Source organism: Microbacterium sp. TPD7012, assembly GCF_003075395.1.
In the GTDB taxonomy this organism is placed as follows: Bacteria; Actinomycetota; Actinomycetes; order Actinomycetales; family Microbacteriaceae; genus Microbacterium.
The window spans coordinates 71107-98054 of the sequence record NZ_QDFV01000005.1 but is presented as its reverse complement, the minus strand read 5'-3'; the positions used below and the strand labels follow the sequence as shown (position 1 = coordinate 98054).

The following is a 26948-nucleotide window of genomic DNA, read 5'->3' as shown; positions in this document are numbered from 1 at the left end:
CTTCACTGGAGACATGAACACCCGCACTCGCCCCCTCCACCGCAGCAGCCGCGGCCGACGACTCCTCGTCACGGCCATCGCGCTCGTCGCCGTCCTGATCCTCGCGTTCGCCGTGCAGCAGTCGCTGGTCGCGGCATCCGCCTCGGTCTCCTCGCAGGAGACGCCGACGGACGAGTCCGGCGGACTGCCACCGCAGGCCCTCGCCGGCTCGGTCCTCGCCCCGAGCGACGCCGACGGCGTGATCCGCGACGGCGACGAGCCCACCGTCTTCGACACCGACCGGGTCGCGATCGCCAACCTCGATCCGGCCCTGCTCGATGCGCTGCAGCGCGCCGCGAACGATGCCGCCGCCGACGGCCTGGAGTTCCGCGTGAACAGCGGGTGGCGATCGGCGGTGCTGCAGGAGCGGATGCTGCAGGACGCGATCGTCCAGTACGGCTCGGAGACCGAGGCGGCGCGCTGGGTCGCCACCCCGCAGACCTCGGCCCACGTGTCGGGTGACGCCGTCGACATGGGCCCGCTCCCCACCCTCGACTGGCTCGCCCAGCACGGCGCGGACTACGGTCTCTGCCAGACCTACGCCAACGAGTCCTGGCACTACGAGCTGCGTCCGGATGCCGTCACGGAGGGGTGCCCCGAGATGTACTCCGACCCCACCGAAGACCCGAGGATGACGCCGTGACCGTCCTGGTCGCCACGGAGCGCGCCGCGGTCTCCCTTCTCCCCGCTCCCCTGCTCCGCACGCTGCCGGATGCCGTCGCTCAGAACGTGCGCCGGGTGCGGGCCGGGACGGACGCCCGCATCATGGCCGTGGTGAAGGCCGACGGCTACGGACACGGAGCGGTCGCGGTCGCCAGGGCGGCGGTCGCCGCGGGAGCGGAATGGCTCGGGGTCACCGATGTCGCCGAGGCCGCGACGCTGCGCGACGGCGGACTCACGGCGCCGATCCTGTCGTGGCTGAACCCCGCGGGGGTGGACGCGGCCGAGGCGGCGCTGCGGGGCGTCGACATCGCGGTCGGCTCGGTCGACGAGCTGCGAAGACTCATCGCGGACGCGCAGTCTCCGCTGCGGGTGCACCTGCACATGGACACCGGCATGGCGCGGGAGGGGTGTCCGATCGACCAGTGGACCGAGCTGCTGCGGGTCGCGAGGCAGGGGCGCGGGCGGGTCGAGGTCGTGGGCGTCATGGGGCATCTGCCGCGCGCCGACGAGGGCGACCCCCGGGCGAACGAGGCGGCGGTGCTGCGGATGCGGCAGGCCCGCGATGCGGTGCTGCGGGCGGGGTTCGGGCCCCTGCTCGTGCACCTGGCCGCGACCGCGGGCGCGCTGACCGATCCGGCGACCCACTTCGACATGGTGCGCATCGGCGCGGGGCTCGTCGGCATCGACCCCTCGGATTCGATCGCGCTGACGGGTGCGTCCCGGTTCACCGCGTCGGTCGTGCACAGCTCGACGGTGCCGGCGGGCACACCCGTCGGGTACGGCTCGACGCACGTCACGACGCGGTCGACCTGTCTCGCCGTCATCGGTGCGGGGTACGCCGACGGCATCCCCCGGGAGCTCGGCGAGGGGGCGTCCGTCGAGATCGGCGGAGTACGGCATCCGCTGGTCGGGAGGGTGTCGATGGACCAGATCGTCGTCGACACAGGGGACGTGCTCTTCCCGCGCGGCACGACGGCGACCGTGTTCGGGCCGGAGGGCGGCGCGGTCCCGTCGGCGCAGGAGTGGGCGCGGTGGGCGGGCACGATCCCGCACACCATCGTGACCGGCATCGGCGCACGGGTGCAGCGGGGCATCGCATGATGCCGCACGTGCTGGTCATCGGGGGAGGGCAGAACGCCGAGCACGAGGTCTCGCTGGCGTCGGCCGCCGCGGTCGCCGCCGCCCTCCGGCTCAGCGGCCACGCCGTGCGCACGGTGACCATCGACCGAGAGGGGATCTGGCGTGCGGACGGCCTGCCGGCGACGGCGTCTCCGGTCGAATCCCTCGGTCTCGCGCTGCCGATGATCGCCGAGGCCGACGTCATATTCCCCGCCGTGCATGGAGCGCTCGGCGAGGACGGAGCCCTCGCCGCACTGGGGGCGCTCGCCGGCGCGAAGGTCGTGGGTTCCGACCTGCGCGCAGGAGCGATCGGCATGGACAAGTGGGCGACGAAGCTGGTGGCGGATGCCGTCGGCGTGCGCACCGCGCGGGGGAAGGTCATCGCAGTCGAGGACATCGGGGATGCCGAGTTCGAGGGCGAGGTGGTCGTCAAGCCGGTGTCGGCCGGGTCGAGCTTCGGAGTGAGCCTCGTCACGGAGGAGTCCGAGCTGCTCGAGGCACTGCGCACCGCGGCGCGGTTCGATCGGCGCATCCTCGTGGAGGAGGTCGTGCGGGCGCGGGAGATCGATGTCGCCGTGCTCCGCGAGGCGGGCGGCATCCGCTGGGCGGCGCCTCCGCTGGAGATCCACACGACGGGACCGTTCGACACCGCGACGAAGTACGACGGCAGTGCGCGGTTCACGGTTCCGGCGCAGCTCGACGCGGCACAGACGTCGGCGCTGAAGCGGGCGGCCATCGCCGTGTTCGACGCCATCGGATGCGCCGGGGTGGCGCGGATGGACTTCTTCCTCACCGACGACGGTGCCGTGCTCAACGAGGTCAACACGATGCCGGGGCTGACCGCGGCGTCGCAGGTGCCGCGGATGTTCGCGGCCGCCGGCGTCGAGTACACCGACCTCGTCTCGCGCATGGTGCGGGCGGCGCTCGACCCCGGTCGTTGAGCGGGTCTCGCTTTGCTCTCGGTCGTTGAGCGAGCGCAGCGAGACGAAACGCCCGCACCCGGCGTTCCCCTGGGATCATGGGCGGATGGTCACCCCGCAGATCACCTGGCGTCCCGTCGTCGAGAGCGACTTCGCGCTGCTCGCGGACTGGCTGTCGCGGCCGCACGTGCACCGGTACTGGCATCACGACTTCTCGCCGGAGGGTGTGGCGCGCGACTTCGGCCCTGGCACGCGGGGCGAGGAGGCCGGGGAGGATCTGCTCGTATCGTTCGACGGCGTGCCCGCGGCGCTGGTGCAGCGCTCGCGAATCGCGGACTACGCCGAGGATCTCGAGGAGCTCTCGGCGATCGTCGACGTCCCCGAGCACGCGGTGACGATCGACTACCTGATCGCGGATCTCGGGAACACCGGGCGCGGCCTCGGTACAGCTCTCATCCGCGCCGTGGTCGCCGAGACCTGGCTCTCGTACCCGGATGCTCCGGCGATCATCGTGCCGGTCGTCGCCGGGAACGTCGGGTCGTGGCGCGCGCTGGAGAAGGCGGGATTCCGCCGCGTGGGCGAGGGCGACATGGAGCCGGACAACCCGATCGACGAGCCGCTGCACGTGGTCTCGCGGATCGACCGGCCGGTGATCTGAGCTCCTCATCGGCTGTCACGTTTCGGTAACGGAGCGCTCCCTCTGTTGCGTGCGTGAGTCCCTCCTGTTTCACTCCTATTACAACTTTCAATTTCTACTGAAGTTTCATTGATTGTTGAAGTGCCGCGATCTACGGTGCTGGAAAGCCCTGCGAAAGCCCGCAGGAACGAGCCAGCCCACACTCGATGCGGCACCCGTCAGGTGTGGCTCAAGGAGGAGTTATGCACAGCACTGCAAGACTGATGATCGCCGCTTCCGCGGTCCTGGCTCTGTCGCTCGCGGGTTGCTCCGCGTCGTCGCCGGACGCGGACGACAGCGGTGACGCCGATCCGGTCCGCTTCGCGGTCGAGAAGCCCGACAGCCTCGTCCCGGCCAACCAGTTCACGTCGTACAACATCGTCATCGCGATGTTCTCCCCGCTCACCGCGATCGACGACGCGGGAGAGATCACCTACGTCGCGGCCGAGTCCGTCGAGTCGGACGACGCGAAGCTGTGGACGATCACGCTTCGCGACGGCTGGACGTTCCACGACGGGACTCCGGTCACCGCTCAGGACTATGTCGACACCTGGAACCATGCCGCATACGGCCCGAACGCCTGGGTGAACGGCGCACAGCTCGCCGGGGTCGTCGGGTACGCCGACCTCAACCCCGCCGAGGGAGCTGAGCCGACCGCGACCGAACTCGCAGGTCTCACCGTCGTCGACGACCTCACGTTCACCGTCGAGCTCGACGCACCGGACCGTCAGTTCCCGCTGCAGCTCACCGCAGGACAGACCGGCCTCTACCCGCTCCCGTCCGAGGCGCTCGCCGACATCGCCGCCTGGGAGGAGGCACCCGTCGGGAACGGTCCGTTCGCCCTCGTCGACGGCTGGTCGGACACCGACCCGATCGAGGCCGTCGCCTACGAGGACTACGCGGGCACGGAGCCGAACATCGGCGCCGTGACCTTCGTGCCCTATCTCGACACAGCGACCGCCTACACCGACGCCCTGGCCGGCGAGGTCGACATCGTCGCCATCGCCGGATCGCAGGTCGCCCAGGCGCGCACCGACTTCGGCGAGCACGTCTACGAACTCGACGCACCCGGTGTCGACTTCCTCGGCTTCGATCTGACGGACCCGCGCTTCGCCGATCCGCGCATCCGTCAGGCGATCTCGATGGCCATCGACCGCGAGGCGATCAACGACGCGATCTTCGGCGGCTCCCAGGTTCCCGCGACCTCGCTCACCGCGCCGAGCATGCCCGGCGATCCGGAGGGCGTCTGCGGCGAGTACTGCGAGTTCGACCCCGAGGCCGCGCAGGCGCTGCTCGAGGAGGCCGGCGGCTTCGACGGCGAGCTGGCCGTGCACTACATCGCGAACTGGGGTCAGGACGACCTGTTCGAGGCGATCGCGAACCAGCTGCGCCAGAACCTCGGCATCGAGAGCGTCGTCGCGACCCCGTCGGTCGACTTCGCCGCGTTCGTCGACAGCGTCGGCGCCCATGAGGTCAACGGGCCGTTCCGTGCCCGCTGGGGTGCGCTGTACCCGAGCCAGCAGAACACGCTGACGGCCGTGTACACGGCGACAGGCGAAGGCAACTTCGGATCCGGCGGCTACTCGAACCCCGAGGTCGACGCCCTCCTCGCGGAGGCCAACGCGGCCGACACGTTCGAGGAGTCCTCCGAGGGGTACGTGAAGGTGCAGGAGCGCATCCTCCAGGACTTCCCCACGGTGCCGCTCTTCGGCAACCGCTACCTGTACGTCACCTCGGATCGCATCTCCGAGCTGTACACGGTGTCCGGAAGCGTCGACCTGACCAAGGTCGTCACCGCCTCCGCGGCATCCTGATCCGATCCAGAGAGAATTACACCCCGTGCACGATTCCGCAGCGGCACCGACCGCCGGCACGACGGAGGACATCCTCCGTCGTGCCGGCGCGGCACCGGACCACACCTCTTTCCCCACCGTCGACGCGCTCAACGAGCAGATGGAGTCGTTCCGCGCGCAGCATCCGACACTGATCAGCGTGCAGCGGATCGGCACCAGCCGCCTCGGCGAGCCGATCTCGCTCTACTCGATCGGCGACGGCGCGCGCTCGGCGCTCATCGTGGGCGGTGTGCACCCGAACGAGCCGATCGGCTCGCTGACGATCCTGCACCTGACAGAACAGCTGACGTCGGATGCCGCGTTCCGCGCGCAGCTCGACACCACCTGGCACATCGTGCCGTGCGCGGACCCCGACGGCATGCGGCTCAACGAGGGCTGGTTCGCCGACCCCTCGGACCGCGAGCGGTACGCGCGGGAGTTCTACCGCCCGGCGCCGGACGAGCAGGTCGAGTGGACCTTCCCGTTCTCGTACAAGAAGGCGTACTTCGACGCGATGATGCCCGAGACCCAGGCCCTTGCCCGCGCGATCGACACCGCCAAGCCCGACCTGTACGTCCCGCTGCACAACAGCGAGGGCGGGGGCGCGTACTTCTATCTCTCGCGTGCGGTTCCCGCCCTGTATCCGCTGCTGCACGCGCTGCCCGCAGCCCTCGGCGTGCCGCTGCACACGGGGGAGGCCGAGGGCGCGCACTTCACCGTCCTCGCGCCGGCCATCTACGAGATGGGCACGCTGCAGGACGCGTACGACTGGACCGAGGCCTACGGACTCGATCCCTACCCGCCGGGTTCCGCCGGCGACGCCTCGACCTCGTATGCGCAGAAGTACGGCACGCTCTCGCTGATCGCCGAGCTGCCGCAGTTCAGCGACCCGCTCGCCGACGACACCACCCCGACCGAGACGCTCTACCGCGAGGTGCTGCGCGAGTCCGGTGAGGCGCTGCAGGAGACGGGCACCCGGCTCACCGCGCTCGTCGACCGGGTCACGCCCTTCCTGCGCCTGGACACCCCGCTGCTGCGCGCCGCCCGGGTGTTCGCCCCCGCCGCGACCGCCGCCGGGGAGGAGAACGTCGCCCGCGCCGCCCAGGAGTCCGACCGATTCGCGACCGTCTCCGAGGTCGAGGCGCTGTCCGGCCTCGTGCGCCTGCATCGCCTGCGCTGGGGCGGGATGCTGGTGCGGGCGCTGCGCGCCGAGGTCGAGGCGGGGACCGCGGCGCCCGAGCTGCGCCGCGCGGCCGTCGAGGCCCAGGACCTGTTCGACGGCTGGCTCGAGGGCGCCCTCCAGGCGGGGAGCTCCCGACCGCTGCCGCTGAGCGCCGTGGTCGGCGTGCAGTACGGCGCGATCCTCGCCGCGCACGCACAGCTCGAAGGGGCGAGCCGGTGGGCCTCGGACTGAAGCTGCTGCAGAGACTGGTCGGATTCGCGATCGTCTTCTTCGGAGTGACGTTCATCATCTACTTCACGGTCTTCAGCCTGCCGGGCGATCCCATCCGTGCCCTGGCCGGCGATCGCCAGCTGCCGCAGTCCGTCATCGACGCCCTGAACGCGCGGTACCTGCTCGATCAGCCCCTGCTCGTGCAGTACGCGAACTACATCGGCAACCTGCTCACCGGCGATCTCGGGGTGGATCTGCGCGGACGGGCCGTCGCCGATCAGCTCGCCTCCCGGTGGCCGGTCACGATCACGCTCGCGCTCACCGCCTGGACGATCCAGATCGTCCTCGGGCTCACGGTCGGCATCGTGTCGGCGCTCAAGCGCGGCACGGTCATCGACCGCGGCCTCCTGGTGATCTCGATCGGCCTCAGCTGCATCCCGGTGTTCGTGCTCGGCATCACGGCGCAGATCGTGTTCGGGGTGCGACTGGACTGGCTGCCGGTCGCCGGCATCCGCGAGGGGTGGCCGCTCGCGTACCTGCTGCCGGCGCTCGTGATCGCGCTGTTCGGGCTGGCATCCGTCTCGCGCCTGGTGCGCGGGTCGATGATCGAGAACCTCGACGCCGACTACGTGCGCACCGCCCGCTCGAAGGGCATCAGCGAGTCCCGGGTCATCGGTCTCCACGTCATGCGCAACTCGCTCATCCCCACCGCCACCTTCCTCGCGACGGACCTCGGGTTCCTGCTCGGCGGTGCCGTGGTGATCGAGGGGATCTTCAACCTCCCCGGCGTCGGCAACCTGCTGTTCCTGGCGATCCGGGACCACGAGGCGACGTTGGTCGTCGGCATCTCGACCGCGCTGATCATCATCTTCCTGCTCACCTCGCTGATCGTGGACGCCCTCCATGCGATGCTCGACCCGAGGATCCGTCGTGCCTGATCCCCAGAACCCGACTCCGGGCACCGCGAAGATCACGATGCCGAAGACCACCGCGATCGCAATCGTCGCGCGACGGGAGGGCGCGTGGCGGATGCTGGTGCGCCGCCCGCTCTTCTGGATGGCCGCCGTCGTGCTGCTCGTGGTCGTGGCGTTCGCCGTGGCTCCGTCGCCGTTCGCCTGGCTCTTCGGCAATGGCGACCCCCGGGCCTGCGACCTCGCCGACAGCGCGGGAACCGCGAGCGCCGGGCATCCGTTCGGTTTCGACGTGCAGGGCTGCGACATCTGGGCGAACGCCGTCTACGGCGCGCAGAGCTCGCTCTCGGTGGGCTTCCTCGCCACGGCGATCGCCCTCGCGATCGCGCTGCTGCTCGGCACGCTCGCCGGGATGGGCGGCTCGATCGCCGACTGGATCATCTCGCGCCTGACCGAGGTCTTCCTCGGCTTCCCGTTCCTGCTCGCCGCGATCGTGGTGCTCAACATGCTCGGCGCCCGCAACGTGCTGACGGTCGGGCTGGTGCTCGGGATCTTCGGGTGGCCCATGATGGCCCGGCTGATGCGCGGGTCGGTGCGGTCGGTCGCGAAGGCCGACCACGTGCTCGCAGCGCGGACCATGGGGCTGAGCACCGGACGCATCGTGGGGCGCTACGTGCTGCCCAACGCCGTGCAGCCGGTGCTGCTGCTCGCCACGCTGACGATCGGTGCCGTGATCGTCGCCGAGAGCACCCTCACCTACCTCGGTGTCGGGCTGTCGTCGCCGGCGATCTCCTGGGGCCTGCAGATCGCGGCCGGATCGCGGGTCTTCCAGGCGTCGCCGCATGTGCTCGTGCTGCCGAGCGTGCTCCTGGCGCTGACCGTGCTCGCCGTGGTGGCGATCGGCGAGGAGCTGCGCGGCGTCTTCGATCCGAGGGAACGACGGTGAGTGGCATGCTGATCGGGACGCCGCCGGAAGGGAAGAGCACATGACCGAGGACAACGCCGCAGCCGCCGAGCGCGAGCAGTACCGTCGACAGTTCGCCGAGGAGATCTCGCTCATCTGGGAGATGGCCGGAACGTCTCGCATGGACGGACGCGTGCTCGGCTACCTGATGATCATGGATCGCCCCTTCATCTCCTCTGCCGACCTCGCCGCTGCGCTGGGAGCCAGCACCGGAGCGGTGTCGATGGCGACCCGGCGGCTGATCGACACGAACTTCATCCGGCGTCACTCGCTGCCAGGCGACCGGAACCACTACTTCATGGCCGAGGAGGACCCCTGGGGCAGCTTCCTCGCCAACGAGCGCCGCTACTTCGACAGGGAGATCCGCTCGCTCGACACCGCCCTGCGGTGGCTGAGCCCGACCGAGACCGACGCCGCCGTGCGTCTGCGCAACGGTCGCGACTACCTCGAATGGGTGCAGGACTACCACCACAAGATGCTCGCCGACTGGCATGAGCACAAGCGCGCCCGCGACGCGGGCGAGGACGAAGCGTGATCGATGGATTCCACTGAAGCCGTTCTGCGCGTGCGCGACCTGCGGGTGTCCTTCGGCACGCGCGCACCCATCGAGGTCGTGCACGGTCTCGATCTGGACGTCGCCCCCGGCGAGGTCGTCGCCGTCGTGGGGGAGTCGGGCTCGGGCAAGTCGGTCACCGCGCTGTCCGTGATCGGCCTGCTGCCCGACGGAGCACGGGCCACCGGATCGGTGAAGCTCCACGGGCGCGAGCTGCTGGGGCTGTCCCCGCGCGAGCTGCGGCAGGTGCGCGGTGCGGAGATCGCCCTGATCTCGCAGGACCCCGTCGCCTCGCTCAACCCGGTCTTCACGATCGGATTCCAGGTGGTCGAGGCGGTGCGCTCGCACGATCGGTCGCTGAGCACGCGCGCCGCGCGCCGACGGGCGATCGAGCTGCTCGAGCTGGTCGACATCCCCGACCCCGCCCGACGCATGAAGCAGTATCCCCATGAGCTCTCCGGCGGGCAGTGCCAGCGGGTCGGGATCGCGATGGCCCTGGCATCCGACCCGCAGCTGCTCATCGCCGACGAGCCGACCACGGCGCTCGACGTGACGGTGCAGGCGGAGGTGCTCGACGTGCTCGCCCGGCTCGGGCGACGGGAGGGCCGCGCGATCCTGCTGATCACGCACGACATGGGTGTGGTGGCGGAGCTCGCCGACCGTGTCGTGGTGATGCGGCACGGCGAACGCGTCGAGGAGGGCACCGCCCGCAGCGTGCTGCTCACACCGTCGGCCGGGTACACCCGCGAGCTGCTCGACGCCGTGCCGAGGATCGGCACCCGTGGCGCGGGCGCCTCGCTGGACGCGGCCCCCGCAGTGCTCGAGATCGACGACCTCGTGGTCAGCTACGGCAATCGTCTGCGGGGCGCGTTCCGCGCGGTCGACGGCGTGAGCGTGCGGGTGCAGAAGGGCGAGATCCTCGGGCTGGTCGGCGAGTCCGGCAGCGGCAAATCCACGATCGGGCGAGCGGTGATCGGCGCGGCTCCCGTGACCGAGGGCACCATCCGGATCGAGGGCGTCGACATGCGCACCGCGTCGCGGGCCGATCGCCGGCGCACCCGTCGACGCGTGGGGGTCGTCTTCCAGAATCCGGCCCTGTCGCTCAACCCGAGGTACACCGCGCGCCAGAGCGTCGAGGAGCCCCTGCAGAGCATCCGAGGGCTGCGCGGGCGCGCGCTGAGCGAGCGAGTGGAGGAGCTTCTCGACGCCGTCGGGCTCTCCGATCGCGCCGACCGCTACCCGCACGAGCTGTCCGGCGGCCAGAGGCAGCGGGTCGCGATCGCCCGCGCGGTGTCGCTCGACCCCGCGCTGCTCATCGCCGACGAGCCGACCAGCGCCCTCGACGTCTCGGTGCAGGCGCAGGTGCTGGAGGTGTTCCGCGAGCTGCAGGCGAGGCTCGAGTTCGCGTGCGTGTTCATCAGCCACGATCTCGCGGTGATCGACGAGCTGTGCGACAGCGTCATGGTGCTCAACACCGGCCGCGTGGTCGAGGCGGGGTCACGCACGCGGGTGCTGGAGCATCCGGAGGATCCGTACACGCGCCGTCTCCTCGCCGCAGCTCCCGTGCCGGACCCCGACGTGCAGCAGGCACGCCGGGCCGCACGACTCGCCGCGATCGCGGGTGCCTGATGCGGCACACGCCCGACTACGTCCTCGATGACGTCGAGACCGTGCGCGCGCTCGTGCGGGAGAACCCCTGGGGCACGATCGTCAGCTTCGTGCCCGGCAGGGGTCTCGTCGCCTCGCACTACCCGCTGCTGCTCGAGGAGGATGCCGAGGGCATCGTGCTCGTGAGCCATGTCGGCCGTCCCGACGAGCGCCTGCACGAGCTCGGCGCGCACGAGCTGATGGTGATCGTCTACGGCCCCCAGGGATACGTCTCGCCGGGGTGGTACGGCACCGCGCCCGCCGTGCCGACGTGGAACTTCGCCGTGGCGCACCTGCACGGCACACCCGAGATCCTGTCGGACGACGAGAACCTGCAGGTGCTCGACCGGCTCGTCGCGCACTTCGAGAACGTGCTGCCCCAGCCGTACCTGATGCGGCACACCCTGGAGAACGCGGCATACGCGGAGCGTATCGTGCACGGCACGGTCGGCTTCCGACTGCGCGTCGAGCGATTCGAGGCGAAAGAGAAGATGAGTCAGGACAAGCCGGCCGAGGTCGTCGACCGCGTGATCGATGCGCTCGGCGAACCGGGCCCCTATCGGAACCCCGCCCTGGCGGCGCGGATGTCGCGCGTGCACGGAAGGGAGCAGGGCGCATGACCGCGTTCGTGGGAGTGGCCGACATGGTGGCCTGGATCGGACGTCACGGCGCCGAGCGGATCATGGCCGAGATGGCCGACACGATCGAGGAGGACTTCCGCCGCTGGGAGTCGTTCCACAAGAGCCCCCGGGTCGCCGACCACACCCCGTTCGGCGTGATCGAGCTGATGCCGATCAGCGATCCCGACCTCTACGCGTTCAAGTACGTCAACGGGCACCCGTTCAATCCGGGGCGCGGCTATCAGACGGTGACCGCGTTCGGCGTGCTCGCCGACGTGCACAACGGGTATCCGGTGTTCCTCGCCGAGATGACCGTGCTCACCGCACTCCGCACCGCCGCGACGTCCGCGATGGTCGCCCGAACCCTGGCCCGCTCCGACTCGCAGGTCATGGCGATGATCGGCGCCGGCAGTCAGGCCGAGTTCCAGGCGCTCGCGTTCCGGGCCGTGCTCGGCATCCGCACGCTCCGCGTCTTCGACGTCGACGAGGCGGCCTCCGCCAAGCTCGTGCGCAACCTCGCCCCGCACGGCTTCGAGATCGCGGTCTGCGCATCGGCCTCCGAGGCGGCTGCGGGTGCCGACGTCATCACGACCTGCACGGCGGACAAAGCGGTCGCGCAGGTGCTGACGGATGCCGACGTCGCACCCGGCGTGCACATCAACACGATCGGCGGCGACTGCCCCGGCAAGACCGAGCTCGACCCGCGGATCCTGGAGCGCGGACCGGTCTTCGTGGAATACACCCCGCAGACGCGCGTCGAGGGCGAGATCCAGAACGTCGCTCCCGACTTCCCCGTGACCGAGTTCTGGCGAGTGCTCACCGGCACAGCGCCGGGCCGCACATCGCCGGAGCAGATCACGATCTTCGACTCCGTCGGGTTCGCGATCGAGGACTTCTCGGCTCTGCGGCACCTGCGCGCGAGCATCGCCGGCACCGACCTGGGCCGCGAGATCGACCTCGTCGCCGCACCGGACGATCCCAAGGATCTGTTCGGCTTCACCACCGTCCCCGTCCCCGTCGCCTGACCGGAGCACCATGACCGACGCCCCCGCACTCACTCTCCAGAACGTCCGCCCCTACGACGGCGGTGAGCCGATCGACCTCGTCGTGCGCGACGGCGTCATCGCGAGGATCACCCCCGCCGGAACGACGGATGCCGAAGGCGAGACGGTCGACGGCGCAGGCCGCTGGGTCGGGCCGGGGCTATGGGACGCGCATGTGCACTTCACCCAGCACGTCATCCGCCGCAGCCGCATCGACCTGACCGAGACCCGCAGCGCCGCCGACGTGCTCGACGCCGTGCGCGGCGCCCGCGCCGACGGGGCCCCGCTCAGCGACGGGATGCTGATGGGCTACGGCTTCCGCGACGGACTGTGGCCCGTGCCGGCCTCGCTCGACGCCCTCGACGCGGCGGTCTCCGACGTTCCCGTCGTGCTCGTCAGCGGCGATCTGCACTGCGGGTGGATGAACCGCGCGGCCGCAGCCCGCTTCGGCCTGGCCCTCGACGAGACCGGGCTCTTGCGCGAGGGACCGTGGATCGATCTGCTGCACTCGTTCGATCAGGCCGGTGATCTCCCGCTCTCGGCGTATCGTGCGGCCGCCGACGCCGCGGCCGCGCGCGGCGTGGTCGGCGTGGTCGACTACGAGAACGCCGACAATGTCACGGACTGGCGGGACCGGACCGCTCAGGGCGTCGACGCACTGCGCGTGGACATCGCCGTGTGGGCCGACCGGCTGGAGGGCGTGATCGCGGGCGGGCTGCGCACCGGCGACATCGTCGACACGGCCGGCCTCGTGCGGTTCGGACGCCTCAAGGTGATCGTGGACGGGTCGTTGAACACCCGCACGGCCTGGTGCTGGGATCCGTACCCGACCATGGACCCGGCGCATCCGCACGCGTGCGGTCTGGAGAGCGTGCCGATCGCGGAGCTTCGGCGTCTGCTGGAGCGCGCGCGGGGCGCGGGGGTCGAGGCCGCCGTTCATGCTATCGGCGACCGGGCGAACACCGAGGTGCTCGACACGTTCGAGGCGCTCGGCATGAAGGGTGTGATCGAGCACGCGCAGCTCGTGCGCGAGGAGGACTTCGCGCGGTTCGCGCGGCTGGGGCTGATCGCGAGCGTGCAGCCGGAGCACGCGATGGACGACCGTGACGTCGCCGACCACCACTGGGCGGGGCGCACAGGCCGCGCGTTCGCGTTCGGGTCGCTGCATCGTGCCGGGGCGTCCCTGCGGCTGGGATCGGATGCTCCGGTCGCGCCGCTCGACCCGTGGATCTCGCTCAGCGCGGCGACGTCGCGCAGCCGGGGCGACCGCGACGCCTGGCATCCGGAGCAGCGTCTGCCGCTGGACGTGGCGCTGGCGGCATCCGTCCGCTCGTCGGTCGCCGTCGGACAGCCGGCTGATCTCGTGATCGTCGATCGCGACCCGTACGCGAGCGACCGCGATGGGCTGCGCGACATGCCGGTCGCGGCCACCCTGCTCGGCGGGCGCTTCACCTGGCGGACGATCTAGAGCCGGTCCACCCCGGTCACGGTGAGCACGGCCTCGCCGGCCTCGTCGGATGCCGCGAGGTCGACGGTCGCAGAGATGCCCCAGTCGTGGTCGCCGGCAGGGTCGTCGAGGATCTGACGCGCGGTCCACTGCTCTCTGCCCTGCTCGAGGATCAGGAGCTTCGAGCTGCGGGCGTCCGCGCCGGTGAGGATCTCGTCGTGGTCGTCGAAGTAGCCGTCGAGCGCAGCCGACCAGGCGTCGGCGCCGAACGCCGGATCGAGCTCGGCGAGAGCATCCACGTCTTCGCGAGCTGCCAGCTGCACGCGCCGGAACAGCTCGTTGCGCACCAGGATGCGGAAGGCGCGCACGTTGCTCGTGAGGCGCTTGGGCGCGGGCGGCACGATCGGCTCGTCACCCTTCGACAGGCTCGGGGACCCGTCGTCGAAGCGTCCGTTGTCGATGCCGGCGCGCAGCTCCTCCCACTCGTCGAGCAGGCTCGAGTCGACCTGGCGCACGAGCTCTCCCAGCCACTCGATGAGGTCGCGGAGATCCTCGTCCTTCAGCTCCTCCGGGATGGTCTGCGAGGCGGCGCGATACGCGTCGGAGAGGTACCGGAGCACGACGCCCTCGGAACGGGCGATCTTGTAGTACGCGACATATTCCCCGAACGACATGGCTCGCTCGTACATGTCGCGGACCACGGACTTCGGGTGCAGCTCGAAGTCGCGGATCCAGGGCTGTGCCGCGCTGAACGTCTCGAAGGCGGCGGTGAGGAGCTCGTCGAGGGGCTTCGGATACGTGATCTGCTCGAGCAGCTCCATCCGCTCGTCGTACTCGATGCCCTCGGACTTCATCGCGGCCACCGCCTCGCCGCGAGCGAGGAACTCCTGCTGACTCAGCACGGCCCGTGGATCGTCGAGCGTCGACTCGACGATCGAGATCATGTCGAGGGCGTAGTTCCCCGTTCCCACCCCACCCTGGGTCGCTGAGCCTGTGCCCGTTCCCTGGGTCGCTGAGCCTGTGCCCGTTCCCTGGGTCGCTGAGCCTGTCGAAGCGTCCGGGTCGAGCAGCTCGAACGCCGCCAGCGCGAAGGGCGACAGAGGCTGGTTCAGGGCGAAGTTCGGCTGCAGGTCGACCGTGAGCCTGACGCCCTTCGAGCCGCCCTGGGACGCGGAGCCCGTCGAAGCGTCGAACGTCTCGACGATGCCCGATTCGCGGAGAGTGCGGTAGATGCCGATCGCGCGTATCGCCAGTTCTCGCTGGCGAGATCGCGGCTCGTGGTTGTCATATACCAGCGAGCGCATATTGGCGAACACGTCGCCGCCACGGGCGATCACGTTGAGCATCATGGCGCTCGTGATCTGCATGTGCGAGGTCAGCGTCTCGGGGACGGCGTCGATGAGCTTCCGGAACGACGGCTCGCCCCACGACACGAAGCCGTCCGGCGCCTTCTTGCGGACGATCTTCCGCTTCTTCTTCGGATCGTCGCCGGCCTTCTTGACCGCCGCGACGTTCTCGCTCTCGTGCTCGGGTGCCTGTGCGACGACGGTGCCGGCGGTGTCGAAGCCCGCGCGCCCTGCTCGGCCGGCGATCTGGTGGAACTCGCGGGCGTTCAGCTGCCGCATCCGGGTGCCGTCGAACTTCGTCAGCGCCGTGAGCAGCACGGTGCGGATCGGCACGTTGATGCCGACACCGAGGGTGTCGGTGCCGCAGATGACGCGGAGGAGCCCGCGCTGGGCGAGCTGCTCGACGAGGCGCCGGTACTTCGGCAGCATTCCGGCGTGGTGCACGCCGATTCCCGCGCGGAGGAACCGCGACAGAGTCTTGCCGAATGCGGTCGTGAACCGGAACTCTCCGATGAGGTCGGCGATCCGATCGCGCTGCTCGCGCGTCGCGACCTTGGTGCTCGACAGGGCCTGCGCGCGCTCCATCGCGGCCGCCTGCGAGAAGTGCACGACGTAGATCGGCGCCTGGCCGGTGTTCAGCAGATCGTCGATCGTCTCGTGGATCGGCGTGGTCTCGTAGAAGAAGTGCAACGGGACGGGCCGCTCGACGCCCGTGACGGATGCCGTCTCGCGGTGGGTGCGCCGGGTGAGGTCGGCGGCGAGCGCGGTCACATCGCCGAGAGTGGCCGACATCAGGATGAACTGCGCCTGCGGAAGGTCCAGCAGCGGCACCTGCCACGCCCAGCCGCGCTCCGGATCGGCGTAGAAGTGGAACTCGTCCATCACGACCTGGCCGACGTTCATGTCGGAGCCCTGACGCAGCGCGAGGTTCGCCAGGATCTCGGCGGTGCAGCAGATGATCGGGGCATCCGCGTTCACCGAGGAGTCACCGGTGATCATGCCCACGTTCTCGGCGCCGAAGACGTCGACGAGGGCGAAGAACTTCTCGCTCACGAGGGCCTTGATCGGCGCGGTGTAGAAGCTGCGGCGTCCCGATACGAGGGCCGAGAAATGCGCACCGACCGCGACGAGCGACTTCCCGGTCCCGGTTGGCGTCGAGAGGATCAGGTTGTTGCCCGAGACGATCTCGATGACCGCCTCGTCCTGGGCGGGGTACAGGCGGATGCCGGTCGACTCCGCCCACTCGACGAACGCCAGGTAGACGGCATCCGGGTCGGCGCTGTCCGGCAGGGAGTCGAGGAGCATCCTTCGATCATCCCCTACCGGGCGCGCCCGTCATCGCCGAAGGCCGTTCACAATTCAGCAAGAACTGCGCTGAACCGCGTGATTCGGCCCAGATCGGGCGGGAACCGCGCGGATGTGCTGAATTGTGAACGCGGAGTCCGGTCGCGCTGACGCGTCGCGGCCCGGTCAGCCCGCAGTCGCCGCGCGCAGCGCGATGCGGATCATGTCGGCGAAGGTCTGCTCCCGCTCCTGCGCGCTGGTCTCCTCGCCCGTGACGATGTGATCGGAGACGGTGCAGATGCTGAGCGCCCGCCGTCCGTAGTAGGCGGCGAGCGTGTAGAGGCCGCTCGTCTCCATCTCGACGCCGAGAACTCCGTGCTGCACGAACGGCTGGTTGAGTTCGGGGCGGGTGCTGTAGAACTGGTCGCTCGACAGCAGCAGGCCCACGTGCACAGCGGATGCCGGGGGCTCGGCCTCACTCGCCTCGACGGCCGCGCGCAGCAGCGAGAAGTCGGCGACGGGCGCGTAGTCCAGGCCGTGGAACCGCACCCGGTTGATGCCCGAGTCGGTGCACGCGCCGTTCGCGATGATGATGTCGCGCACCGCGAGCTTCTCGGTCAGCGCGCCGCAGGATCCGACTCGCACGATCGTCTCGACGCCGTACGAGTCGAACAGCTCGTTGGCGTAGATCGCCATCGACGGCTGACCCATGCCCGAACCCTGCACCGAGACGCGGTGTCCGTTCCAGGTGCCGGTGTATCCCAGCATCCCGCGGGTCTCGGTGTAGAGCTCGGCGTCGTCGAGGAAGGTCTCGGCGATCCACTTCGCCCGCAGCGGGTCGCCGGGGAACAGGACGACGGGGGCGATCTGGCCGGGCTCTGCGGCGATGTGCGTGCTCATCAGCCCAGCGTAATCAGCCCTCGCGCCGGCGCACGATCTCGGTGATCCAGATCGGGGCGAAGGGGGAGGTGCATCCGGGAGCGGTGGGGTAGTCGGCGAGCACCTGCAGGCGTTCGCCGATCTCCAGTGCCCGCGCGCGCAGCGACGGGTGGTGGATGCCGATGGTGGCGAGCGTCTCGTTCATCGACCACTGCGGTCGCGGCGCGGCATCCTTCATGTTCCGCTCGATGAGGTCGAGAAGGTGCGGGAGGTCGAGCCCGTCGGGGTCTTTCGCGACGCGGACGGAGGTCAACGACCAGGAAGCCGCGGCGACGGTCGGGTCGGGGTCGTCGAACCAGCGCAGCCGCATCTCCTCGGCGAGCGGGGTCTTCTTCGCGACGTAGTTCACGAACCAGTCGTTGACCTTGGGTGGGCGCGTCTCGCGGAGCATCGCGTCGAGCTCGTCGGCGGTGAAGTCGCGCGGACGGCAGATCAGCAGAGCGAGCAGTCGGGCGGCGGTCTCGCCGGTCGACCACAGCTCCTGCGCGAGCGGCTGATCGGTCTTGATCTTCTTCGCCACAGCGCGCATCCGGCTGAGGTTGATGCCGTGGTCGTCGCCGCGCTTCTCGTTGGCCGCGCGCATCTTCGGGTCTTCGAGCGCAGCGAGTTCCCCGAGAGCTTCCGCGAGCGTCATGTCGTGCATGAGGTCCAGAGTAGGCGGCCACCCCGTGCGCAACTCAGCAAGAACCTGGCGCCCAGTCCGATGTAAGCGGATGCATCGGGCGATCCGGCGAGAAATGGCTGAATTGTGAACGCCCGACTCGCGGCATCCAACCCCGTCGGCGAAGGCAGCCGGAGTCAGTCCTCGTCGAGCAGCCCGCCGTGGATGCGGCGCAGGTCCTCCATGAGCGAGCCGATGAGGATCCAGTGCTGCGACGACGGCGGGCGCACCACCAGCGGAGCGGTCAGCGCGGGGATCGCCGAGGTGAGGGCTTCGGGCTCCGGGGCGACGTCGGCGATCTGCACCGCGAGGCGCACGTCGTGCCCTGCCCGACGCAGCTGATCCGCGATGGCCGCGACCACGGGCTCTTCGCCGATCGAGTCGTCGTAGTGGTCGAAGTACGCGCGGGTCATGCCGATCGTCTGGGTCACGATCGGCGACAGTCGGTCGAGGAGCTGCCTCATCTCGCGCAGCTCGGCCCGGTGCGTGGAGCGGCGCGGATTCAGGGTGAGCGACTCCTCGCCGGCGGCGATGGATGCTTCGGCGACGTTCTTCATCGGCCGCAGCAGACGGACCTCGAGCATCAGCTCCTGCAGCCGGGCGGGCGTCTGCGGCTCGGGCAGCGCGTCGGCCAGGCGGTCGAGGCTCGCGGCCAGCTCGTGCCCGAGCAGTCCGAGGTCACGGCGCGCTGGCGCGACGAGCACGGGTGGCACGATGAGGGCGTTGACCACGAGGCCGATCGCGACGCCGATCAGAGTCTCGACGATGCGGGCGAACGCGTATTCGGGGCTGGAGGAGCCGAGCGCCAGCACGAGCATCGCCGAGATGGCGATCTGGTTGCCGGTGCCGGGGGAGGTCCGGAGCAGCCAGGCCACGAGCATCGCGACGACGATCGCCAGCAGCACGACCCAGCTCGACGACCCGAGGAACAGGCCGAGCGCCACGGCGACCAGCACGCCGGCGATCACCCCGATGCTGCGCTCGAGCGCCTTCGACAACGACTGGTTGACGCTCGGCTGCACCACCAGGAGTGCGGCGATCGCGGCGAAGACCGGCAGCTGGGCGGGGAAGACCCAGCCCGCGATGATCCAGGCTGCGATGGTCGCCGCCGCCGACTTCACGACCTGCAGCAGCGGGGAGCGCTGCGAGGCGCGGATGGCGGCGGGGATGCGCATGTCGTCCACGGTAGTCCTGCGCCGCCGCTCGACGTCGCTGCGTCGTCAGGGGGTGGGTTCCGCAGACTTGCGGAGCGGTCCCTTCGAGATGTCGTCGATGAGCCAGACGCCGTCCACTTTCGTCAGCGAGTACTCGCGCGGCTGGGCGAACTCCGCGCCGAGGTCGACGTCGAGCTCGTGCAGGTATCCCTCCGAGGCCTCGACGATGGCGAAGAGCGACTCGAAGCCCACGGTCGCGTGCAGGCGATCGGCGTCGATCGTCGATCGCAGCCACGCCACCCCGGTCTGTTCGATCGTCAGGTCGGCGTCGTCGTACATCGCGACCACGGCATCGCGGTATCCCTGCGCGGCGAGCTTCTCGGTGAACAACGGCGTGAAGTACGTCTCCTCTGCGGCCACCGACTCCGCGACCGTCGCGGGGGAGCGGTTGTCGGATGCGCCGGAGTGCAGCGCGACGACCTGTTGGAGCGCCTGGACGTCCGGGTCGTCGAGACCCAGGGCCTCCTCGGTCGATGAGATGCTCCAGAGGGTCGCGTCGGGGTCGGATCGCGGTGTCGCCGAGGCGCTCGGTGCAGCACTCGCCGCCTCGGTCGCCGCGGGTTCCGTGCAGCCGGTGAGCCCGGCCGCCACGATGAGCGCCAACGCCAAGGACAGGGCGGCCGTGGTGCGGCGGCGGGTGGGATTCATCACGTCTCCTTTCGTGGGAGGGGTCCGAAGCGCCCCTCCCACGGGTGTCATCTCAGTTGGCGGGCGCCGCGTTCAACTGCCAGTGAGAAGACCACCAGGAGCTCGACACGTTGCCGAACTCGACCTTTCCGGTGCCGTTCTCCACGTGCAGTGCTCCGGAGGCGTTCTGGATGCGGACGTACCCGCTGCCCGCCGACGGCGTCGACCATTCCGCGGCGGTGCCGGCCGTCGCCGCTGTGCCGTGTCGCACCGTCGAGCCGCTCGCGTACAGGTACTGGTTCGTCCACCGGTTGCGGTACTTGGTCGCGCCGGACGAGGTCGGCTCGGGCACCCACTGTGCGCTCCAGTACGTGCTCGGAACGTCGCCGAATCGGACGAGGCCGTCGTTCGGCTCGACGTTGACCGCGCCGGAGCGGTGCCGGTTGTTGATGAGCTTCCACGTCGGCGACACGGCCTCGGAGTACCCGGCGTTGTCCTTGAACACCCGCAGGTAGTCGACCTCCCACTGCTTGGGCCAGACTCCGTTCGGCTGGCCGGAGCCCGCGCCGGTGTAGATGTTCATGATGATGCCCATCGCGGTGTTCGGAGCATCGTTGAGCGTCTTCACGAGTTGGCCGTCGTAGTAGAACTTCAGCTCGGTGGGCGTCCAGTTCATCGCGTAGACATGGAACTCGGTCGTGGGCGATCCGGACACCGGCACCGTGTCGAGGGACCAGGAACCGAGGAAGTTGGGGTCTCCCCAGCCATACGCGGCGATGCGCCAGCTGTTCGGCGTGCTGAAGAACGTCTCGATCATGTCGATCTCGGACTGCCCGCCGGTCGTGTTGGTCCCGACCAGCCAGAGCGCCTGGTGGCCGCCGCCGCCGGCGTTCGAGTTCTTCGCCCTGACCTCGACGTACCCGTACTTGGTGGAGTAGCCGTTGAACGTCGGCAGGTTGTTGCGGTTGACCGCCGAGGAGTTGAAAGGGTGCCAGTTGTTCTGGTTATAGGTCTGGATGGCCGACGAGACCACCGTTCCGTCCTGATCCGGGTTCCACGGCGGCTGGTTCTGCTCGACGCGCAGCTTGATGGTGCCGTCGGAGATCGTGTAGCGCGCGGCGGTGTCTGCGAAGTCTTCGGCGGGGACCCAGTGCGGCAGGTAGTTCGGCATCCACTTGTCGGTGTTCAGGGTCGTCCCGGAGAACTCCTCGGCAAAGTCCAGGGTGTAGCCCGGCTTCGAGTCCGGGTTCGGTGGCGTGTCCGCCGCCCAGGCGGCCGGTCCGGACAGGACCAGCGCGCCCACGGTCGTCGCGATGATCGCGGATGCGGCGAGTCTGCGGGTGCGGATACGGGCAGGGTTTCGGCGGGTCACGGGGGCTCCTCGGGATCGACTCTGATCGTGGATCTGGTCGCGAAGAACACTCATCGACCAGCGAGGACAATTAACCCGGACTCTGACGTAATTGTCAATACTCTTGCGAGAACAACCGCTCTCGCGCTGCGACGCTGCTGACGGCCAGGGCGCCGAGGCAGGGGGCGGCTGCTCCGAGCGACGAGGTGCGGAGCTCGGGCACGAAGAGCGCCCGTCCGGCGAGTTCGGAGCGCAGGGCATCGGCGAGTCGATCGGATGCCTCGGGAATGCTGCTGCTCACGACGACCGCGTGCGGGTCGATGGCGAGCACGAGCGCACCTAGACCGTCGGCGATACCGGCGGCGAACTCGGCGATCGCCTCGTCGCTGCCGCCGTGCCGGCGGAACAGGAGCTCCAGACCGTCCTCGGCTCGGGCGGACAGGCGCTGCTGCGCCTGTGGCCAGGCCACCCGTTGCAGAGCGCCGATCTCACCGGCAGCTCCGTGCGCCCCTCGAGCCACCCTTCCCTCGACGACCGACGCGGCGGAGATCCGATTCCCGATGCGCAGCAACACGGCCGTCTCGTCGGCGCCGATCGTACCGTTCTCGATCTCGGCGAAGGCGGCGAGCTTGGTGTCGTTGTCGAAGGCGATCGTGGCGCCGGGGAACATCCGCCGCAGGTGCGCATCGATGTCGACAGCCAGCCAGTCGGGAACCACCGTCGTCTTCACGGGGTGACCGTCGGCGTCGACGATGCCGGGGATCCCGACGGTGAGCGCCGCCAGTTCGCGGGTCGAGGCTGTCGACTCCTCGAGCAGTGATTCGACGATCTCGGTGATGGCCGTGACGGCGTCTGCGCCGCCGGAGAGATCCTGTTCGATGCGTCTGTGCGGTGCGGCGACCGTGCCTCGCAGGTCGCCCGCGATCCCGGCGATCCCGTGCGGGCCGATGTCGATCCCGACGGATACGCCCCGGTCGGCAGCCAGCCGGTATCCGCGTGCGGGTCGCCCCGCCCCTCGTGGACGCAGCTGCTCGGAGCGGATCAAGTCAGCGTCGAGCAGCTCGGCGAGGACGGCTTCGACCGTGGTGCGGGAGAGCTCGGTCGACGCGGCGAGGCGGCTCGCGGTGAGTGGGCCGCCCTCATCCCAGAGCGTGGTCAACACGGCCTGACCGTTGAGTCGCCGCATGGCGGCGAGATCGGTTCCGAGTGCGGGTGAGGTCACGTGTCCTGACTACCACATCCGCTGACAGTGCGGCTTGACACGATCGGACCGCTGACCTATCTTTGGGAATTACCCCGGAGAGTTGCAAAATAGAATCTCTCCTCCACCCGAAAGCGACACTCCATGCAAAGACGCACGCGACTCGTCCTCGCCCCTCTGGCGGCGGGCGCCCTCCTCGGCCTTGGTCTCACGGCCTGCGCGCCCGGCGCGACCACGACCGGCGCCGGCGCCGGCACCGACGCCAGCACCGAGCTGACGACCGACGACATCACGCTCACCCTGATGTCCACGCCGGAATCCGGTGCAGCCACCGAAGCGACGATCGCCGCGTTCGAGACCGAGCATCCCAACATCACCATCGAGTACTCGCAGACCAACTACGAGGACTACAACCAGAGCGTCAATCTCAACCTCTCCGGCGATCAGTCGCCCGACATCGTGCTCCTGAACGCGGTCGCCAACACGGTCAAGAACAAGCTCGTCCTGCCGCTCGACGACTACGCCGACCTCTACGGCTGGAACGACTTCTTCCCTGCCAACCAGCTCAACCAGTGGCGCGTCGCCGATGACGGGACGACCCTCGGCGACGGGGGAGCGCTCTACGCGGCCCCCGCCGGTTTCTCGCTCGTCGGCACCTATTACAACAAGGCGATCGTCGCCGAGCTGGGCATCGAGGCGCCGACGTCGCTGGCCGAGTTCGAGGCGGCTCTGAAGACCGCGAAGGCGGCCGGTGCGCTCCCCGTGCAGCTCGGCAATGCCGAAGGGCACGCGGCGTTCGTCGTCCAGCTGCTGGGACAGGGCATGTCGGGAGCCGACACGGCCAATGCGTGGGCCTTCGGGCATGAAGGTGCGACTTTCGACACGGAGGCGAACCACGCCGCCGCCCAGACTCTCACGGACTGGCAGAAGGCCGGCTACCTGGGCGACCCGACGACCGTGAACGGCACCGACCTCCAGGGCGCGGTGGACAACTTCATCGGCGGCAAGGGCCTGTTCCTGGTGGACGGCATCTGGGATGCCGGCAAGATCGGTGAGGGGTTGGGTGAGGACGCGGGCTTCCTCCCCTTCCCGGGCGAGAACACCACCGGGATCGGCACGTCGGTCGCCTATGCGATCTCGACGCAGAGCGAGCACCCGAACGAGGCCGCGGCCTTCCTCGACTTCCTCCGCTCGCCGGAGGCGAGTGAGCAGCAGTTCGCGCAGGGGTTCATGCCCGACGACCCGACGGTCGCCGTCGCAGAGGAAGGGACCCTCCAGGGCGACATCGTCGCCGCCTGGGCGGAGATCGCCGAAGCCGACGGTCTCGTCGCATTCAACAACAACGCGACAGCGACGATGAACGATGCCCTCAAGGCGGGCACGCAGCAGCTCATCGCCGGGCAGATGTCGGTGGGCGACTTCATCGCTTCGATCCAGGCCGACTGGGCCGCAGCGCACGCCGGCTGATCCATGACCGAACCGCTGACCCGCACACGGGGGGAGTCCGGTCGTGTGACCGGCTCCTCCCGGCGGACGCGACGGGGCTGGAGCTCACTGCTCTACCTGGTTCCCGCCTTCGTCTTCTACGGGACCTTCACGATCGCGCCGTGGGTCCAGAGCGTCTGGCTCTCCTTCTGGGAGTGGGACGGCATCGGGGCCGCGACCTGGGCCGGGTTCGAGAACTACATCAAGGTCGCCACCGACGAACGGCTCGTCGTGGCGCTGCGCAACGGTCTCGGCTTCATCGTGTTCTACACGGTCTTCCCGGTCATCCTCGGGCTTCTCATCGCCGCGGTGATCGCGGCGCGTCCGCGCCGCGGATCGGGGTTCGTGCGGACCGTGCTCTTCCTTCCGCAGATCCTGCCTCTCGTCGCCGTCGGCGTCGTGTGGCGCTACCTGTATGCGGCAGACGGCCCCATCAATCAGATGCTGCGAGCGGTCGGGTTGGGGGATGTGGCCAGGGCGTGGCTCGGCGACTTCACCTGGGCGTATCCCGCGGTCGGCGTGATCGGCACCTGGGTGACGACCGGGCTGTGCATGATGCTCCTGCTCGCCGGCATCCAGAAGATCGATCCCTCGCTCTACGAAGCCGCACGCCTCGACCGCTGCGGCCCGGTGCGCCAGTTCTGGCATGTCACGGTTCCCGGGGTGCGGGCGGAGATCGTCGTGGCCGTCACCGTCACCCTCATCTCGGCACTCGCGAGCTTCGACATCGTCTACGTGACGACCGGCGGCGGTCCCGGCTACCAGACCATCGTCCCCGGCGTGCTGATCTACAAGCTCGTCTTCACCTCGAACGAAGTCGGGCTCGCATGTGCGCTGGCCACCGTGCTGAGCGCGATCATCCTCGTCTTCGTCGCCGTGATCGGCCGAATCGGAAGGCGAGGCGCATGAGATCCGCCGGCTCCCGCATCCTGTCCGTCGCGTTCCTTCTGGTCGCGGTGCTCAGCGTCATCGTGCCTTTCCTCGCGCTCGTCTCGGCTGCGCTGCAGCCGGCGGACACTCTCGCGCCGACGCTCACCTGGCCGACCGACCCGCAGTGGGGCAACTTCGCGAGCGCCTGGAGCATGGCCGGATTCGGCTCGCTGCTGGCCTCCAGCGCGATCATCGCCCTCGTCGTCGTGCCCGTCTCCGTGGTGTGCGCGACGCTCGCGGGCTACGCGATGGGCACGATGCGGATGCCGGCGAAGGGGTTCCTCTTCGCGTTCTTCCTGGCGGGACTCACGCTCCCCTACGAGGCGATCGTCATCCCGCTCTACTTCGCCATGCGGTCGACGGGCCTGATCGACACCTACTGGGCGGTCATCCTCCCGCTGGCCGGCGCGTTCATGCCCTTCGGGATCTTCTGGATGCGCACGCACTTCGAGTCCGTCCCGGCGGAGATGATCGAAGCCGCCCAACTCGACGGCGCCGGCCGGTTCCGCACCCTGGTGCAGATCCTGGTTCCGGGGGCGAAGCCCGCGATCATCACCTACGCGCTGCTGACGTTCATGTGGGCGTGGAACCAGTTCCTGCTCGCGCTCATCCTCATCCGTGATCCCTCCCGGCGCACGGCACCGTCCGGTCTGGGGACGTTCGTGCAGCAGTACGGCGAGAACATCCCCCTCCTGGCGGCAGGAACGATCATCGTGATCGCTCCGATCGTGATCCTCTACTTCATCTTCCAGCGCAAGTTCGTCGCCGGCCTCGTCCAAGGAGCCCTCAAATGATCCTCTCGAATCCCGTCCGCCTCGCTGTGATCGGGGCCGGATCGCGGGGGACCGGCTACGCGCGGCGCGCGGTGGCACAGGGCGCGGCCATCACCGCGGTCGTCGAGCCCGACAGCGCACGACGGGACGCCTTCCTGGCCGAGTTCGCCGGACAGCGCATAGAGTGCTTCGCGACGTGGGAGGACATCGTCGCGCGAGGCGAGCGAGTCGCCGACGCGGCGGTCGTGTCCACTCCCGATCGTCTGCATGCCGAACCCGCGATCGGTCTCGCCCGCGCCGGCTATCACCTGCTGTTGGAGAAGCCGATCGCGCCGACCGAGGAGGAGTCCGCCCGGATCGTCGAGGCCGCCGAAGCCGCGGGTGTGATGCTCGCGGTGTGTCACGTCATGCGGTACTCGAGCTACTCGCGCACGCTCAAGCGCCTGCTGGACGACGGTGTGATCGGTCGTCTGGTCTCGGTCGAGCACCTGGAGCCGATCGGGTGGTGGCACTTCGCTCACTCGTATGTCCGCGGAAACTGGGCGCGAGAGGCGGAATCCGGTCCGATGCTGCTCACCAAGAGCAGCCACGACATCGACTGGCTCTCCTACATCATCGGTCTCCCGGCCGAGCGCGTCTCGTCCTTCGGGAGCCTCCTGCACTTCCGGCCGGAGAGCAAGCCGGTCGGAGCCACCGACCGCTGCCTCGACTGCCCGCTGCAGAACACCTGCGCGTACTCCGCGACACGGATCTACCGCGGCTTCCTCGGCGACGAGACGTTCGAGCGCTGGCCGCTCGCGGTGCTCACGACCGACGTCTCCGCGGAGGGCGTCGACCGCGCGCTGCGTGAAGGGCCGTACGGGCGCTGCGTCTTCGACGGCCAGAACGACGTGGTCGATCACCAGGTCGTCAACATCGAGTATCAGGGCGGGGTGACGGCATCCTTCACCGTCACCGCGTTCACGGAACTCGACTTCCGCAAGACCCGCCTCTTCGGAACGGACGGAAGCATCGAGGGCGATGGGCGCACGCTGGTGGTGCACGACTTCGCTCGGGACGAGAAGTACGACGTCGTCCCCGAGTCCCGGGGCAACGCGAGCGCGGCGGACGGACACGGCGGCGCCGACGACGCGCTCGTCCAGGCGTTCCTCGACGCTGTCCGCACCGGCGACCGGTCGGGGCTGTTGTCAGGGCCGCAGGAGAGCCTGGCGACGCACCGGATCGTCTGGCTCGCCGAGGAGGCGCGGACGCGCAACGCGGTGGTGCCGATTCCCTCCCCGACGCACTGATCAGTGGGGCCGCGGCCTCGC

Annotated in this window: 24 protein-coding genes; 17 read left to right on the top strand and 7 right to left on the bottom strand. The window is 69.5% G+C overall.

The features are described from left to right. Positions 1–13: 13 nt before the first annotated feature. From DC434_RS14725 to DC434_RS14665, 13 genes are all read left to right on the top strand, one after another. A complete protein-coding gene (locus DC434_RS14725; protein WP_116636064.1) occupies positions 14–682 on the top strand; it encodes a M15 family metallopeptidase in 669 nt (222 codons plus the stop codon). Then, the gene (alr, locus tag DC434_RS14720; RefSeq protein WP_116636063.1) at positions 679–1803 is read left to right on the top strand and encodes an alanine racemase; all 1125 of its coding nucleotides are present in this window, start codon (positions 679–681) and stop codon (positions 1801–1803) included. The genes DC434_RS14725 and alr overlap by 4 nt, the downstream gene beginning before the upstream one ends. After that, complete coding sequence (locus tag DC434_RS14715) at positions 1800–2762, top strand: D-alanine--D-alanine ligase (protein WP_116636062.1); 963 nt, start codon at positions 1800–1802, stop codon at positions 2760–2762. The genes alr and DC434_RS14715 overlap by 4 nt, the downstream gene beginning before the upstream one ends. Before the next feature lie 85 nt (positions 2763–2847). Next, positions 2848–3399: a GNAT family N-acetyltransferase gene (locus DC434_RS14710; protein ID WP_116636061.1), complete on the top strand. Its 552-nt coding sequence runs from the start codon at positions 2848–2850 to the stop codon at positions 3397–3399. A gap of 221 nt (positions 3400–3620) precedes the next feature. Further along, positions 3621–5231 carry an ABC transporter substrate-binding protein gene (locus DC434_RS14705; RefSeq protein WP_116636060.1) on the top strand — a complete coding sequence of 537 codons (1611 nt, stop codon included), beginning with the start codon at positions 3621–3623 and terminating at the stop codon, positions 5229–5231. Positions 5232–5256: 25 nt separating this feature from the next. Then, positions 5257–6663, top strand: a complete 1407-nt coding sequence (locus DC434_RS14700) for a M14 family zinc carboxypeptidase (RefSeq protein ID WP_116636059.1) — start codon at positions 5257–5259, stop codon at positions 6661–6663. Further along, positions 6648–7580 carry an ABC transporter permease gene (locus DC434_RS14695; protein WP_116636058.1) on the top strand — a complete coding sequence of 311 codons (933 nt, stop codon included), beginning with the start codon at positions 6648–6650 and terminating at the stop codon, positions 7578–7580. The genes DC434_RS14700 and DC434_RS14695 overlap by 16 nt, the downstream gene beginning before the upstream one ends. After that, positions 7573–8499, top strand: coding sequence for an ABC transporter permease (locus tag DC434_RS14690; RefSeq protein ID WP_165808086.1), 927 nt, complete (start codon positions 7573–7575; stop codon positions 8497–8499). Before DC434_RS14695 ends, DC434_RS14690 begins: the two co-directional genes overlap by 8 nt. A 40-nt stretch (positions 8500–8539) precedes the next feature. After that, positions 8540–9052, top strand: a complete 513-nt coding sequence (locus tag DC434_RS14685) for a MarR family transcriptional regulator (protein ID WP_116636056.1) — start codon at positions 8540–8542, stop codon at positions 9050–9052. A gap of 3 nt (positions 9053–9055) precedes the next feature. Continuing rightward, positions 9056–10699 (top strand): ABC transporter ATP-binding protein, encoded by a 1644-nt coding sequence (locus tag DC434_RS14680; RefSeq protein WP_116636055.1) that lies wholly within the window; start codon positions 9056–9058, stop codon positions 10697–10699. Continuing rightward, positions 10699–11337: an FMN-binding negative transcriptional regulator gene (locus tag DC434_RS14675; protein ID WP_116636054.1), complete on the top strand. Its 639-nt coding sequence runs from the start codon at positions 10699–10701 to the stop codon at positions 11335–11337. The genes DC434_RS14680 and DC434_RS14675 overlap by 1 nt, the downstream gene beginning before the upstream one ends. Then, the gene (locus DC434_RS14670) at positions 11334–12362 is read left to right on the top strand and encodes an ornithine cyclodeaminase (RefSeq protein WP_116636053.1); all 1029 of its coding nucleotides are present in this window, start codon (positions 11334–11336) and stop codon (positions 12360–12362) included. Before DC434_RS14675 ends, DC434_RS14670 begins: the two co-directional genes overlap by 4 nt. A 10-nt stretch (positions 12363–12372) precedes the next feature. Continuing rightward, the gene (locus tag DC434_RS14665; protein ID WP_116636052.1) at positions 12373–13848 is read left to right on the top strand and encodes an amidohydrolase family protein; all 1476 of its coding nucleotides are present in this window, start codon (positions 12373–12375) and stop codon (positions 13846–13848) included. Here the strand turns inward: DC434_RS14665 and DC434_RS14660 are convergent. From DC434_RS14660 to DC434_RS14630, 7 genes are all read right to left on the bottom strand, one after another. Beyond that, positions 13845–16478: a DEAD/DEAH box helicase gene (locus DC434_RS14660; RefSeq protein WP_116636051.1), complete on the bottom strand. Its 2634-nt coding sequence runs from the start codon at positions 16476–16478 to the stop codon at positions 13845–13847. The two genes, DC434_RS14665 and DC434_RS14660, sit on opposite strands and share 4 nt — an antisense overlap. A gap of 165 nt (positions 16479–16643) precedes the next feature. Then, positions 16644–17357, bottom strand: coding sequence for a purine-nucleoside phosphorylase (deoD, locus tag DC434_RS14655; protein ID WP_116636050.1), 714 nt, complete (start codon positions 17355–17357; stop codon positions 16644–16646). A gap of 13 nt (positions 17358–17370) precedes the next feature. Further along, positions 17371–18039: a DNA alkylation repair protein gene (locus tag DC434_RS14650; protein ID WP_116636049.1), complete on the bottom strand. Its 669-nt coding sequence runs from the start codon at positions 18037–18039 to the stop codon at positions 17371–17373. Between the two features lie 155 nt (positions 18040–18194). After that, a complete protein-coding gene (locus tag DC434_RS14645) occupies positions 18195–19232 on the bottom strand; it encodes an FUSC family protein (RefSeq protein WP_116636287.1) in 1038 nt (345 codons plus the stop codon). Positions 19233–19277: 45 nt separating this feature from the next. Next, positions 19278–19919 (bottom strand): hypothetical protein, encoded by a 642-nt coding sequence (locus DC434_RS14640; protein ID WP_116636048.1) that lies wholly within the window; start codon positions 19917–19919, stop codon positions 19278–19280. 52 nt (positions 19920–19971) lie between these two features. Then, positions 19972–21270, bottom strand: coding sequence for a glycoside hydrolase family 16 protein (locus DC434_RS14635; protein WP_165808085.1), 1299 nt, complete (start codon positions 21268–21270; stop codon positions 19972–19974). A gap of 94 nt (positions 21271–21364) precedes the next feature. Next, the gene (locus DC434_RS14630; RefSeq protein WP_116636046.1) at positions 21365–22471 is read right to left on the bottom strand and encodes an ROK family transcriptional regulator; all 1107 of its coding nucleotides are present in this window, start codon (positions 22469–22471) and stop codon (positions 21365–21367) included. A gap of 123 nt (positions 22472–22594) precedes the next feature. Between DC434_RS14630 and DC434_RS14625 the strand changes: the two genes are divergently transcribed. From DC434_RS14625 to DC434_RS14610, 4 genes are read left to right on the top strand one after another with little or no spacing between them, the layout of a single operon-like run. Then, positions 22595–23917, top strand: a complete 1323-nt coding sequence (locus DC434_RS14625) for an extracellular solute-binding protein (protein ID WP_116636045.1) — start codon at positions 22595–22597, stop codon at positions 23915–23917. 3 nt (positions 23918–23920) lie between these two features. Next, positions 23921–24844, top strand: coding sequence for a sugar ABC transporter permease (locus tag DC434_RS14620; protein ID WP_116636044.1), 924 nt, complete (start codon positions 23921–23923; stop codon positions 24842–24844). Next, positions 24841–25659 carry a carbohydrate ABC transporter permease gene (locus DC434_RS14615; protein ID WP_116636043.1) on the top strand — a complete coding sequence of 273 codons (819 nt, stop codon included), beginning with the start codon at positions 24841–24843 and terminating at the stop codon, positions 25657–25659. Before DC434_RS14620 ends, DC434_RS14615 begins: the two co-directional genes overlap by 4 nt. Beyond that, positions 25656–26927, top strand: coding sequence for a Gfo/Idh/MocA family oxidoreductase (locus tag DC434_RS14610; protein ID WP_116636042.1), 1272 nt, complete (start codon positions 25656–25658; stop codon positions 26925–26927). Before DC434_RS14615 ends, DC434_RS14610 begins: the two co-directional genes overlap by 4 nt. Positions 26928–26948: the final 21 nt, after the last annotated feature.